The following is a 13,297-nucleotide window of genomic DNA, read 5'->3' as shown; positions in this document are numbered from 1 at the left end:
CGGCCATTTTCTGACCATTTCTTAGGTGCTTGCTGATGACATCGGACGGGTGGGTCGTCAAAACGAAGACCCACCCGATATCCGAGGCATTCGCAAGGAGCCGTTCATGAGCGAGGCGCTGTCCTTGGCTTCTCCGTCGCCGCAGCACGGAGGCCATCCGTTGATCTCGGTCGTCGTGCCGGTGCGCAACGAGGCGCCCAATATCCTGCCGCTGATCGGCGAGATTCGCGCCGCCCTCACCGGCATTCCGCACGAAATCGTCTATGTCGATGACGGCAGCACGGACGAGACGCCGCAGCGTCTGCGCCAGGCCCTGGCCGAAGGCGCGCCGCTCCGCATCATCCGCCACAAGGCGAGCTGCGGCCAGAGTGCTGGCGTCATCACCGGCGTCAAGCATGCGCGCGGCACCTGGATCGCGACTCTGGATGGCGACGGACAGAACGACCCGGCGAGCATCCCCGAAATGCTGGCACGCGCCCAGACCGAAGAGCGCCAGGGCGGCGGCCCCATCCTCATCGCGGGATGGCGGCAGAAGCGACGGGATACCTCGGCCAAGCGCTATGGCTCGCGGATCGCGAACAAGGTGCGCGCCGCCGTGCTGAAGGATGCGACGCCGGACACGGGCTGCGGCCTCAAGGTCTTCCGCCGAGATGCTTTCCTCGAAATTCCGCATTTCGACCACATGCACCGCTTCCTACCGGCGCTCTTCATTCGTCAGGGCGGCCGGGTCATCTCGGTTGCCGTCAATCACCGTCCGCGCCTCGAAGGCCAGTCCAACTACAACAACTGGCAGCGTCTGAAGGTCGGCATCGTCGACCTCATCGGCATGTATTGGCTGCAGCGCCGCTGGCGCGGCCCGCAGATCGACGGCCCGATCATCGAGCCGCCGCTGGCCGCGATCGAGCGCCGCTCGGCCGATGCCTCGCTCGATGCGCGGAGCGGCGCGGTCGAACTGCCCGGGGGCCTCAGCCCATGAGCGCGCTGTCCTCGGACACCAGCCTGCGCCGGCCGCAGGAAAGCTGGCGGCTGTTCGTCAAACCGCTTGGCCTGGCACTCGGCCTGCTGCTGGCCGGGGTCGTGCTGAAGACCCTTGCGGGCGGGGTGAAGGGGGGCATTTTCGCCCATTATGTGATGGGTCATGGCTTCGAGGGGGAGATCATCCTAGCCCTCGGTGGCGCGCTGCTGACGGCCGCGGGCCTGCCGCGCCAGGCGGTGGCCTTCGCCGCCGGCTATGCCTTCGGCCTCAAGGTCGGGCTCATCGTCGCTATGGTGGCCCAGATCCTCGGCTGCGTGTTGGACTTCTTCTGGGCACGTGCCATTGCCCGGGACTGGGTTCAGGCCCGGCTCGGCCAGCGGCTGGCCCGGCTGGATGCGCGGCTCTCCGCCCATCCCTTCACCGCTTCTCTGACCCTGCGGCTGCTGCCGGTGGGCAATAACGTGGCCCTCAGCCTCCTGGCGGGCCTGTCCTCCGTTAGCGCGCCGGCCTTCCTCACCGCCTCTGCCCTCGGCTATGTGCCGCAGACCCTGGTCTTCGCGCTGCTCGGCAGCGGCGTCCAGGTCTCGCATGGCGTGCAGATCGGCCTCGCCATCGTTCTCTTCCTGCTCTCGGCCGGGCTCGGCCTGCTGCTCATGCGGCGCTGGAAGAGCGTGGCACAGCCCGCCTAGAAGACGATCCCCGCCCGGCGGAAGGCCTCCGCCGGGCTCATCCCCGCCTCGCGCATCACCTTCAGAGACAGCGCCCCCTCCCGCTTGGAGAGCTTCCGCCCCGCCGAATCCGTGAGCAGGGCGTGATGTGCATACGAGGGCGCCGGCCAGCCCATCAGCGTTTGGATGAGGCGATGCAGGTCGGTTGCCCTGCGCAATTCCTCGCCCCGCGTCACCACCGTCACTCCTTGCCGCGCATCGTCGTGGCAGACACAGAGGTGATAGCTGCCCGGGCAGTCCTTCCGCGCCAGAACCACATCGCCGAAGGCGCATGGGTCGCAGGAGACGCGCCCGTGCCCTTCTTCATCGTAGCTCAGCGGTCCCACCTCCGCCGTGGCACGGGCGGTGCGCAAGCGCCAGGCATGGGCTTCGCCCGTCGCGATCCGCGCTGCTGCCACCTCTGCCGGGAGATAGGCACAGGTGCCGGGGTACAAGAGGCCGTCCGGCCCGTGCGGTGCCTGGCCCGAGGCCGCGACTTCCCGGGCGATATCGGCCCGGGTGCAGAAGCAGGGGTAGAGCAAGCCGCGCGCCCGCAGCGCATCCAGCACCGCCGCGTACTCCGTCAGATGCTCCTGCTGGCGGCGCACCGGCTCGTCCCAGTCGAGGCCGAGCCAACGCAGATCCTCCAGGATCGCCGCCTCGTATTCCGGCCGCGCCCGCGTCGCGTCGATGTTCTCGATGCGCAGCAGAAAGCGGCCACCCGCCTCCCGAGCGCGCTGCCAGGCGATCCGTGCGGCATGGGCATGGCCAAGATGAAGATAGCCCGTCGGGCTGGGCGCGAAGCGGGTCACGACGGCGGCGGGCGGGGCGGGATTCGGGTTCACGGCGCCTCTGCTGTAGCATCCGCCTGCCTCGACGCACACGGGAGACGATCATGGCTCATCTGACAGCTCGCCGTTTCGGCCCGGCCGCAGGCGGTGCGCCGCAGCAACTCGTGATCATCGTCCATGGACTCGGGGCCAGTGGCGCGGACCTCATCCCGATCGCGCAGAGCTTCGCTGAGGCGCTGCCTCATGCGCTCTTCCTCGCCCCAGACGCGCCGGAGCCCTGCGATCTCGTCTCGCCCGAGGAAGGCCGCCATGCCCGGCAGTGGTTCAGCCTGGGCGACTGGCGGCCGACTACCATGGAAGCCGGGCTGCGGCAGGGCGCGCCCGCCCTCGACCGCTTCATCGACGAAAGCCTCGTCGAGCATAAGATTGCGCCGCAGGATTATGCCCTCCTCGGCTTCAGCCAAGGCGCCATGATGTCTCTCTTCACGGGCCTGCGGCGCCTGACGCCGCCACGGGCGATCCTGGCTTATGCCGGAATCCTTCTGGGACCCGAGCGCTTGGCGGAGGAAATCGCCAATACCGCCCCGGTTCTGCTCGTGCATGGGGAGCGGGACGATGTCGTTCCCGCCGAATTTTCACGGATGGCAGAGAAGCAACTGCGGAGCCTGGCGGTGCCGGTGGAATTCCTGCCGATCCCGGGGCTCGGTCATGCGATCGACGAGGCAGGCCTTGCCGCTGGCGCCCGGATGCTCGAGCGCGTCTTTTCCGGCACCTGATACGCGGAGCTTCATGAATCCGGCATGACAGAATGCGAGCTACGCTTGCCGAGCCGATGATGCTTTGCAATAGTCGTACTAGGAATTCAGCGGCGCACCAGATTTGGTTAGGCTCCCTCCGGTTTCCTAACCAGATCTGGTTGCTCCGAAGAAGGAGCGGCGATCGGCTATGGCTTACTGCCTGACCTTGCGCTGGCTCCGGGGCATTGCCCCGGACCGACCCGAACACTGTCGGCGAGGCGTCCGGTGAGCCAGAATCCTGCCGGTCTCCAGACCCTCGTGCTGAATGCGGATATGCAACCGCTCAGCTGGGGCCCCCTCTCCGTCTGGCCGTGGCAGGATGCCTTGGTCGCCGTGCTTCAAGACCGGGTGAGCCCGGTCATCAACTACGAGGCCGAAGTTCATTCGGCCAACCAATCCTTCCCCATCCCCTCGGTCGTCGCGCTCAAGCGCTATCACAAGCGCAAGCACGTGGCGTTCACCCGCTACCACGTCTTCCTGCGCGACGGTTTCCGCTGCCAGTATTGCGGCGAAACCCTCTCGGCCAAGGAATTAACCTTCGACCACGTCATTCCGCGCTGCCGCGGCGGCACCACCGTCTGGCACAATGTCGTGACCTGCTGCCAGCGGGACAATCTTTTCAAAGGCAGCAAGTCCTTGCGGGAAAGCGGGCTTCGTCTGTTGCGCGAGCCTTACGAACCCTCGCCGCACCAGATCGACGATTTTGCCAAGCGCCACGCGACCCGTGAAAACCTGCACAAGACCTGGCTCGATTTCCTCTACTGGGATTCGGACCTGGAAGCCTAGCGACCTGGCTTCCTGGCCTCAGCCCGTGGCAAGGCTCACCCAAGCACTTGCATCCGCGCCTTGCACCAAGAGCAGAACCACGCCTCGTCGTGCATGGCGCGCGGCGGCGATCTGCCCGGTCACGTCCTGCACATGCGCCACCGGCGTCCCATCCATCTGCAGGATCACGTCCCCCGCCGTCAGCCCCTGGCGCGCCGCAGCACTGCCAGGCGCGACGGCGGTGATGACGACGCCGGCACTGCTCGACAGGCTGAACTTGCTGCGGAGCGCCGGCGTCACCTCGGAGAGCGTGAGGCCGAGCGCTGCGACGGGCTGCGATTCAGCCGGGGGCTTGGGTGGTGCGGCGGCCGGCCCGGGCTGCGCCGGCTCGTCCGCGACCTCGAGATCCGCCGTCACCGCGGCACCGTTCCGCCAGTAATCCACGGTCACGGCGTCGCCGACCGGGCTTTCCTGGACGAGCCGCGGCAGGCTCTTCATGCTCGCCACGGGGTGGCCATCGAAATCGAGAATAACGTCTCCCGGCGCGAGATGCGCCGAGGCCGCGGGGCTCCCTGGGGCGACCGTCGCCACCACCGCTCCCGCCGTGTCCGGCAGTTTGAGGGCGCGCGCGATGTCGGGCGTCACCCCCATCACCTGCACCCCAATCCAGCCGCGCCGCGGCTTGCCGAAGCGGCGAAGCTGTTCCACGACCGCCGCCACCTCGTCGGAGGGAATGGCGAAGCCGATCCCGACCGAACCGCCCGAGGGGGAATAAATTGCCGTGTTGATGCCGATGACGTCGCCCTGCATGTCGAAGAGCGGTCCGCCGGAATTGCCGCGATTGATGGCCGCATCCGTCTGGATGTAATCGGTTGATCCATCCTCCTGCAGGTCCCGCCCGCGGGCCGAGATGATGCCGGCCGTCACCGTGCCGCCGAGGCCATAGGGATTGCCGATGGCAATCACCCAGTCGCCGATCCGCGCATGGCGGGAAGAGCCGAAATGCACCGCGGGCAGCGGATGCGAGGCATGGACGCGCAGCAGCGCAATGTCGTCCTGCGTGTCGCGACCCACCAGGGTCGCGGCGAGGGAGGTGCCATCCGACAGGATCACGCTGATGCTGTGAGCACCGTCGATCACATGGTTGTTGGTGACGATGAGGCCGGACGGATCGACGATGAATCCTGAACCAAGACTCTGCATCTGGTCGCCGCCAGTCGTCACATCCGGGCTGCCTGGCCCCTCGGAGCTGTGCAGGAACTGCTGGAAGCTCTTGTCGATGGGCGGCCCGGAGAGATCGGCGTGCGGCGGCTGGGTAAGGCCGCCTTCGGCCTGTGGGGAGACAGCGCCGCCGTTGCCATCCCCCTCCGCCTGATCGCCGCCACCCGAGTCGGACGAAGCGGGCTGCGTGCTGGCGACATTGACGACGGAGGGCAGCAGCGTGGCCGCGAGATCGGCGAAACCGGACGGCGTTTCATGCCCCAGCGCGAGCGCCGGCACAGTGCAGAGAAGGCTCATGACAGAGGCAAGCAGCAGGGCACGCATGGGGGATCGTCACTCATCCGATGGACAGGGACCGTCTGAGGAAGGATTGTGCGCGTGCGAGCGCGCCACGACAAGCGCGGCGAAGGCTGGCCTCGGCAGGCGCCGCACCGCTCCTCGGAGCGCTCGCCGGAACCGAAGGCCCAGAACGCAGGAACGAGCGAGATGGCAGACAAAGACGAGGCCCTGGCCGAAGCGGTGCGCCGCTTGGTGCAGGACTTTCAGAGCGAGGATCGTACGGGCGAGGTCTTGGGTGGCGCGCAACTCGATGGCGTGCTGGCGCGCGACGGTCTGGTGCAGGTCTCCCTTCTCGTCGAACGGGAACGGGCCTCGGCGATCGAGCCGGCACGCCGGGCCGTGGAAGCGGCGATCGGCCGGCTGCCCGGCGTGCGAAATGCGAAGGTTGTGCTGACTGCGCACCGCCCGACGGCGCCGAGCGAGCCTCCTGCCCCCGCCGCACGGCCGCCGGCGCCGCGCCCCGAACCCCTGCCTGGCGTCGCCCATGTCATCGCCGTCGCCTCAGGAAAAGGTGGCGTCGGCAAATCCACGGTCTCGGTCAATCTCGCGGTGGCCCTCGCCCGCCGAGGCCTGCGCGTCGGCTTGATGGATGCCGATATCTATGGCCCCAGCCTACCGCGCATGCTGGGGAAGAGCGGCAGGCCGGAGGTGCGGGAGAACCGGCTGATCCCGGTGCAGGCCTGGGGTCTCGCAGCCATGTCCATGGGCTTCCTGGTGGAAGAGGACAATGCCGTCATCTGGCGTGGCCCGATGATCATGGGCGCCGTCCAGCAGTTCCTCAATCAAGTGGAATGGGGCACGCTCGACGTCTTGGTGGTCGACCTGCCCCCGGGCACGGGTGACATCCAGCTCACCCTCGCCCAGCGGGTGAAGGTCACGGGTGCGGTCGTGGTCTCGACGCCGCAGGACATTGCCCTCATCGACGCGCGTCGCGCCGTCCGCATGTTCGACAAGGTCGAGATCCCGGTTCTCGGCGTCGTCGAGAACATGAGCTACTTCTGCTGCCCGAATTGCGGCCACCGCAGCGAGATTTTCGGCCATGGCGGCGCGCGGGCGGAAGCGGCCAAGCTGGGCCAGGCTTTTCTCGGCGAAGTTCCCTTGCTCGCGGATATCCGCAGCTTGTCGGATGCGGGTACGCCGGTGGTCGCGGCCGCACCGGAGAGTGCGGCAGGGCAAGCCTTCACCGCCATTGCCGCGACGCTCGCCTCCCACCTCGCTGCCGAAGGCCACGCATCCGTTTAAGTTTCATTACGATTTTACTTTGCGGGCCGGCCGAGTAGAGGTTCAGGAAAAATCAGGGACGGCCGGCACTATTTTTAAAAAAGACTTGGGACGAGGACACCGAGGCTGCATTCCTGTCTGCGCTTCTCCTGTCCTCGCCCGTCGTCATCTTGACGATTTGGATCTTTTTCAAAGAGCGCCCTTGCATTCCAGCGCAATTCGCTACAAGTAAAGAGTCAAGGAATCGATGACATCGCGCAAAGCCAAATCGCTGAGACATTACAAATCTGTCACGCGATCCAGCCGATTGCGGCGATTTTCGTCGTCGTGGTTCATACATCGACAGAGTAATAATGCGCTCCCAGAAGCTTAATATCGACAAGCTGTCTCTCGAACGACCCAATGAGGCCATCGACGCGACAGAGGCGCGGATGCGCGCAGCCCTTGGCCTCGGCAACCGGCCAGCGAGCGGCGGCCCGGCCCATGGCGGGAGCGCCCCATCGCCTCTACCCGTCTCGCATGACCAGCCGCGCCCGCGGAGGCGCTTTGCGCAGGACGGGGACGTGCAGGTCGTCATGCTCGGCCGCACGCGCGAGGCCGATGCCGGCGGAGAAAGCCGCGTCGCCAGCCTGACTGCCGAGCTACGCGAAGAGAAAACCGCCCGTGCGCGCGCCGAGCGCGCGCTGGAAGAAGCGAACCTTTCCATCCAGTCCCTCAAGACGAAGCTCGCGCATCTGGAAATCGCCTGCGAAGAGAAGCTGAACGAGGAACGTGCGCAGCGCGCCCAGGGCGAAACGATGCGCGTAGCCGAAGTGGAGGCCCGCAAGCGTGCCGAAACCCGGGCCGCGGAAACCGCACTCGCGCTGTCGATGGCCGAGCGCCGCATCGCGGAACTGGAAGCGGCCACGGCCGCACCGGCGAAGCCGGTCGTCGACCTCTTCGGTGAAGCTGAAACCATCTCGCCGCGCCGCCCGGGGCGCCGCAAGGCGCGGACCATCATGGTGGAGCCTGAGCTGGCGGTCGCGGAAGCCGAGCACGAAGAGCCGGCGGACCAGGAAGAGGACAAGCCCATCGAGTGGTGGCTGCCGAGCTTCCGCGCCCAGCGCACCGCGGCTGCCACCCGGAAGCGGAAGGCGCGCTGACGGGCCGCGGACGCCGCCGGTTGACGGCGGCGCCGGCGCCCGCGCAAACACACCCATGGCCGCGCCCGCCTTCACGCCGGAAACCGAACTGCTCTTGGACGAGGCGGCGGGGCTTTGCCTGCGCCGCGGCCAGAAGCTGACCGAGCAGCGCCGCACGATCCTCGGCCTCATTCTCGAGAATCCGCATCCCACCGGTGCCTACGACCTGCTGGATCGGATGCGGCAAGACGGGAAGCCGGCCGCACCGCCCACCGTGTACCGGGCGCTCGATTTCCTCACGGCCCAGGGGCTGGTGCATCGCATCGAACGGCTCTCGGCCTTCGTCGGCTGCTCCCATCTGCTGGAAAGCCATGGTCACGACGGCGCTGACCACGCCCATCATGGGCTGGAGGCGCTGCAGTTCCTCATCTGCACCCAATGCCGCCGCGCCTTCGAAATCACCGACGACAGCACCCGGGGAGCCATCGAAGCGGCCGCAGCTGCGGCCGGCTTCCGCCCCGCGAGTGCGACCGTCGAGATCGAAGGCATCTGCGCGGATTGCGCGGCAGCCACGGCCGAAAATCAAAGCCGGCCGGACGTTTCCTGATTCGCCTTCGCCCCCGATTTCGGCCATACCGGCGCCATGAACGACACTGTGACCCAGGCCGAAGCCGCCTCCGCCTCGAAGGACGCGGCCCCCGACTACCGCAAGACGGTCTTCCTGCCGCGCACGCCCTTCCTGATGAAGGGCGACCTGCCGAAGCGCGAGCCGGGCATGTTGGCCGCTTGGGAACGGGATAAGCTCTGGGAAAGCATTCGCGCAGAGTCAAAAGGCCGCACACCCTTCATCCTGCATGACGGGCCGCCTTATGCGAACGGCAACCTCCATCTCGGTCATGCGCTGAACAAGGTGCTGAAGGACGCGATCAACCGCGCCCATCAGATGGCCGGCTTCGACGCCAATTACATCCCCGGCTGGGACTGCCATGGCCTGCCGATCGAATGGAAGGTCGAGGAAGCGCATCGCAAGGCCGGCCGCAACAAGGACGAGATCCCGGTCCTGCAGTTCCGCGCCGAATGCCGCGCCTATGCTGAGAAATGGCTCGCCGTGCAGCGGGAGGAGTTCAAGCGTCTCGGGGTGATGGGTGATTGGGCCGACCGTTACGCGACGATGGACTTCGCCTCGGAAGCGGCGATTGCTCAGGAGATCGGGCGCTTCCTACTCAACGGTGCGCTCTACCGGGGCTTGCGCCCGGTCATGTGGAGCCCGGTCGAGAAGACGGCGCTGGCCGAAGCCGAGATTGAATACCATGACCATAAGAGCGTCACGATCTGGGTGCGGTTCCCGGTGGTCTCCGGCGGCCCGGCCGCCATCGCCGGCGCCTCGGTCGTCATCTGGACGACGACGCCCTGGACCATGCCGGGTAATCGCGCCATCGCCTATGGGCCGGAGATCGACTACGCGCTGATCGAAGTGACGGAGACGGCGGAAGGCGCACGCGCGAAGGCGGGCGAGCATCTGCTGGTCGCGGAGGCCTTGCTCGAGGGCTTTACCAAGGAAACCGGGATCCTCGGCCATGCGCGCCTCGCCACCTTCAAGGGCGAGGCACTGGCCGGTACCATCACCGCCCATCCCTGGCGCGGCCAAGGCTATGACTACGACGTCCCGATGCTGCCCGCCGAATACGTGACGACGGAGGCCGGCACCGGCTTCGTCCACACGGCGCCGACCCATGGCGAGGACGATTTCATCCTCGGCCGCGCCCATGGGCTCGAGGTGCCGGACACGGTCGGTGACGATGGCACCTACAACCAATGGGTGCCGCTCTTCGCCGGGCTGCACGTCTTCAAGGCGGCCGATCCGGTCTGCAGCGCTCTCGAGACGGCGGGAGCGCTGCTGCACCGGAATACCCTCGTCCATTCCTATCCGCATTCCTGGCGGTCCAAGGCGCCGGTGATCTATCGCGCGACGCCGCAATGGTTCATCCGCATGGACGGGCCGGAAGACATCCGGGGCAAAGCGCTGGCCGCCATCGCCGAGACGAAGTTCATCCCGGATCAAGGCCGCAATCGAATCGGCAGCATGGTCGCCGGGCGGCCGGACTGGTGCGTCAGCCGCCAGCGCGCCTGGGGCGTCCCGATCGCAATCTTCGTCGATCGCCGCACGGGCGAGCCGCTGCGCGATCCGAAGGTCATGGCGCGCGTCGTGGACATCTTCCAGAGCGAGGGTGCGGACGCCTGGTACGCCCGCCCCGCCGCCGATTTCCTGGGCAACGAATACGATGCCAACCAATACGAGCAGGTGCGCGACATCGTCGACGTCTGGTTCGAGAGCGGGTCCACCCATGCCTTCGTGCTGGAAGCCCGCGGCCTTCCCTGGCCGGCCGACCTCTACCTCGAAGGCTCGGACCAGCATCGCGGCTGGTTCCATTCCTCTCTGCTCGAAGCCGTCGGCACGCGCGGCCGCGCCCCCTTCAAGGCGGTGCTGACGCACGGCTTCATCGTCGACGAGCAGGGCCGCAAGATGTCGAAGTCGCTCGGCAACGGCGTGGAGCCCCAGGACGTCATCGACAAATACGGCGCCGACATCCTGCGTCTCTGGGTCATGTCCTCGGACGCGCGCGACGATCTCAGCATCGGTCCGGAAATCCTGAAGCAGCAGGGCGAACTCTATCGTCGCCTGCGCAACACGTTGCGCTGGCTGCTGGGCAGTCTCGACGGCTTCGAGGACACGGAAACACTACCCCACACCGAATTGCCGGAACTCGAACGCTGGGTTCTGCACCGGTTGACGGAGCTGGACGCCGAGCTGCGCCGCGCGGTCGAAAGCCACGACTGGACCGGCGTCTATCCCGCCATCCACCACTTCTGCGCAACCGACCTTTCCGCTTATTACTTCGACATCCGCAAGGACGCGCTCTACTGCGACCGGCCCGACAGCATCCGCCGTCGTGCGGTGCGGACGGTGCTCGATCAACTGCATCGCTGCCTCAGCACCTGGCTGGCGCCTGTGCTGGTCTTCACGGCCGAGGAGGCCTGGCAGACTCGCTTCGGCACGGAGACGAGCGTGCACAGGCAGCTGTTCCCCACCCTGCCCGCCGCTTGGCATGACACCGCGCTCGCCGAGAAGTGGGCGCGGGTGCGTGAGGTTCGCCGCCTCGGCACGACGAAGCTCGAAGCCATGCGCCAGGCCGGGCAGATCGGCGCGTCGCTGCAGGCGGACGTGACGCTCGGCTTCCCGGAGGGTGAGGATCGCCTGCTGAGCGAGGCTGACTGGGCGGATGCACTGATCGTCTCCTCGGTGCGTTTCGCCGCGGCCGAAGCGGTCTCAGCGGAGGCCTCGGTCGCTGCCGGCGAGAAATGCGCCCGCTGCTGGCGCGTGCTGCCGGAGGTGGATGCGGAGACGAAGCTCTGCCTGCGCTGCACCGACGCCGTGCACGCCTGCGAGCCCGCCTGATCCCATGCGCAAAGGCATCGCGCTCGCCGGGCTCTTCGCGGCCATTCTCGTCTTCCTCGCCGATCAGGCAAGCAAGTGGTGGATCCTGCACGGGCTGAACCTGCCGGAAATCGGCCAGGTGGTGATCCTGCCCGTGCTGAACTTCACCATGGTTTGGAACCGCGGCGTGACCTTCGGTCTGCTCACCGGCAACTCGACCCTCGCTCACCTCGGCCTCGCGGTCTTCGCGGTCGCCGTCGTCGTCGTGCTCGGGCTTTGGGTTTTGCGCACCAATCGCCTGGCCATCGCCATCCCCGTCGGTGCCATCGCAGGCGGAGCTCTTGGCAACGTGGCCGACAGGCTGCATTACGGCGCGGTGGTCGATTTCATCCAGGCGCACGCCTTCGGCTATTCGTGGTATGTCTTCAACCTGGCCGATGCGGCGATCGTCTGTGGCGTCGCGGCGCTGGTCATCGATAACCTGTTGCCGGAGCGGCCGGAATCGGCTGCCGCCCGGGCGAAACATCGCGGCTGAGGGACGATGCCTAGGATTATGACGATGCGCTGGGCGCTGCTTGTGGCCCCCCTGATGATCGCCGGCTGCTCGAGCAGTACCATGCAGACGCTCGGTCTCCAGCGCGACCCGCCGGACGAATTCAAGGTCACGACGCAGCCGCAGCTTGCCATGCCGCCCGACCTGAACCAGGCCGCAGAGGCGCTGCCCGCCCCGACGCCGGGTGTCGCGCGGCCGCAGGACGTGGCGATCTCGCAGCAGGCCGCCACGGCCATGATGGGCGCGGCCGCCCTCCCGAGCGGGCCGGCATCCACCACCGGCGACCAGAACTTCCTGCAGCAGGCAGGGCCACCGGCATCGCCGGGCATCCGCAATGAAGTCGATGCTCTGGGCGAGAAGGATCAGCAGAGCCGCACGCTCGGCAACCGTATGAATCCCTTCGGCAGCGCGGTCCAGAAGCCGGCCGTCGTCAATGCCAAGGAGGAAAGCCAGCGGCTGCAGAAAAATGCCGCGCTGGGCCAGAGCCCGGCCGTTGGCAGCACGCCGCTCGTGAAGCAGAAGGACCACGGGCCGCTCGGCAACTGGCTCGAGAGCATCTTCTGAGCCACGGCATCCTCTGAGACTGGGACTTTCCAATGAGCGACAAATTCGCGCGTTACCCGAGCCTTGCCGGCCGGCGGGTGCTCGTCACCGGTGGTGCGTCCGGCATCGGGGCCGCCATCGTGGAGCATTTCCTCGATCAGGGGGCCCATGTCGACTTTCTCGACCTCGATGAGGCGGCCGCGACGGAACTCGTCGCCCGTCAGCCCGCCGGTGCCCCCGTCGCGTTTCGCAAGGTCGATCTGCGCGACATCCCGGCTGTGCGCGAAGCGATTGCCGGGCTCCGCCACGAACTCGATGGCGGCTTCACCGTGCTCGTCAACAATGCCGCGCGCGATGACCGGCACAGCATCGACGAGGTGACGCCGGAATATTGGGACGACCGGATGGCGACCAATCTGCGCCACCAGTTCTTCTGCGCCCAGGCGGTGAAGGACGACATGATCGCGGCCGGCGGCGGCTCGATCATCAACATGAGCTCGAACAGCTTCCTGTTGGGCCAGGGCGGCATGGCCGCCTACACTGCCGCCAAATCAGCAGTGATCGGCCTCACGCTGAGCCTCGCGCGCGACCTCGGGCCGCATCACATCCGGGCGAACATGGTGTTTCCCGGCTGGATCATGACCGAGCGACAGCTCAAGCTATGGATGAATCCGGAGGCGGACGCCAAGCGCGCGGCCGGCCAATGCATTCCGGATCGTCTTTATCCGGCCGACGTCGCCCGCATGGTGCTGTGGCTCGCGGCGGATGACAGCCAGCTCGTCACAGGGCGGGATTTCATCGTGGACGGGGGATGGCGCTAACCTCCT

General features: G+C 67.0%; 13 protein-coding genes. 11 read left to right on the top strand and 2 right to left on the bottom strand.

Going from position 1 to position 13,297, the window contains the following annotated elements; genetic code table 11:
• The first annotated feature begins 106 nt into the window (after positions 1-106).
• Positions 107-976 (top strand): glycosyltransferase family 2 protein, encoded by an 870-nt coding sequence (locus ACYQ6W_RS18195; protein WP_459677288.1) that lies wholly within the window; start codon positions 107-109, stop codon positions 974-976.
• Positions 973-1,665 (top strand): TVP38/TMEM64 family protein, encoded by a 693-nt coding sequence (locus tag ACYQ6W_RS18190; RefSeq protein WP_459677286.1) that lies wholly within the window; start codon positions 973-975, stop codon positions 1,663-1,665. Before ACYQ6W_RS18195 ends, ACYQ6W_RS18190 begins: the two co-directional genes overlap by 4 nt.
• On the opposite strand, the gene gluQRS is transcribed toward ACYQ6W_RS18190, so the two are convergent.
• On the bottom strand, positions 1,662-2,528 hold the full coding sequence (gluQRS, locus tag ACYQ6W_RS18185) for a tRNA glutamyl-Q(34) synthetase GluQRS (protein WP_459677284.1): 867 nt from the start codon (positions 2,526-2,528) through the stop codon (positions 1,662-1,664). The two genes, ACYQ6W_RS18190 and gluQRS, sit on opposite strands and share 4 nt — an antisense overlap.
• A gap of 50 nt (positions 2,529-2,578) precedes the next feature.
• Between gluQRS and ACYQ6W_RS18180 the strand changes: the two genes are divergently transcribed.
• Positions 2,579-3,250: an alpha/beta hydrolase gene (locus ACYQ6W_RS18180; protein WP_459677283.1), complete on the top strand. Its 672-nt coding sequence runs from the start codon at positions 2,579-2,581 to the stop codon at positions 3,248-3,250.
• 294 nt (positions 3,251-3,544) lie between these two features.
• The gene (locus tag ACYQ6W_RS18175) at positions 3,545-4,057 is read left to right on the top strand and encodes an HNH endonuclease (protein WP_459677344.1); all 513 of its coding nucleotides are present in this window, start codon (positions 3,545-3,547) and stop codon (positions 4,055-4,057) included.
• An 18-nt stretch (positions 4,058-4,075) separates the two neighbouring features.
• On the opposite strand, the gene ACYQ6W_RS18170 is transcribed toward ACYQ6W_RS18175, so the two are convergent.
• Entirely contained in the window at positions 4,076-5,581 is a 1,506-nt protein-coding gene (locus ACYQ6W_RS18170) for a trypsin-like peptidase domain-containing protein (RefSeq protein ID WP_459677281.1), read from the bottom strand.
• A 162-nt stretch (positions 5,582-5,743) separates the two neighbouring features.
• Here ACYQ6W_RS18170 and ACYQ6W_RS18165 point away from each other — a divergent pair, with 162 nt between their 5' ends.
• The 7 genes from ACYQ6W_RS18165 to ACYQ6W_RS18135 all read left to right on the top strand — a co-directional run bounded on the left by ACYQ6W_RS18165 (position 5,744) and on the right by ACYQ6W_RS18135 (position 13,291).
• On the top strand, positions 5,744-6,838 hold the full coding sequence (locus ACYQ6W_RS18165; protein WP_459677279.1) for an Mrp/NBP35 family ATP-binding protein: 1,095 nt from the start codon (positions 5,744-5,746) through the stop codon (positions 6,836-6,838).
• A gap of 554 nt (positions 6,839-7,392) precedes the next feature.
• Positions 7,393-7,959, top strand: a complete 567-nt coding sequence (locus tag ACYQ6W_RS18160; protein WP_459677277.1) for a hypothetical protein — start codon at positions 7,393-7,395, stop codon at positions 7,957-7,959.
• Between the two features lie 55 nt (positions 7,960-8,014).
• Positions 8,015-8,545, top strand: coding sequence for a Fur family transcriptional regulator (locus tag ACYQ6W_RS18155; RefSeq protein WP_459677275.1), 531 nt, complete (start codon positions 8,015-8,017; stop codon positions 8,543-8,545).
• Positions 8,546-8,581: 36 nt separating this feature from the next.
• Entirely contained in the window at positions 8,582-11,395 is a 2,814-nt protein-coding gene (gene ileS, locus ACYQ6W_RS18150) for an isoleucine--tRNA ligase (protein ID WP_459677274.1), read from the top strand.
• 4 nt (positions 11,396-11,399) lie between these two features.
• Complete coding sequence (gene lspA / locus ACYQ6W_RS18145; protein ID WP_459677272.1) at positions 11,400-11,909, top strand: signal peptidase II; 510 nt, start codon at positions 11,400-11,402, stop codon at positions 11,907-11,909.
• A 24-nt stretch (positions 11,910-11,933) separates the two neighbouring features.
• Positions 11,934-12,491, top strand: coding sequence for a DUF3035 domain-containing protein (locus ACYQ6W_RS18140; RefSeq protein ID WP_459677270.1), 558 nt, complete (start codon positions 11,934-11,936; stop codon positions 12,489-12,491).
• A gap of 32 nt (positions 12,492-12,523) precedes the next feature.
• Positions 12,524-13,291, top strand: coding sequence for an SDR family NAD(P)-dependent oxidoreductase (locus ACYQ6W_RS18135; RefSeq protein ID WP_459677268.1), 768 nt, complete (start codon positions 12,524-12,526; stop codon positions 13,289-13,291).
• Positions 13,292-13,297: the final 6 nt, after the last annotated feature.

This window comes from Acidisoma sp. 7E03 (assembly GCF_054665075.1).
Note: the sequence above shows the minus strand (reverse complement) of the source record. Positions and strands in the feature narration are given on the sequence as shown.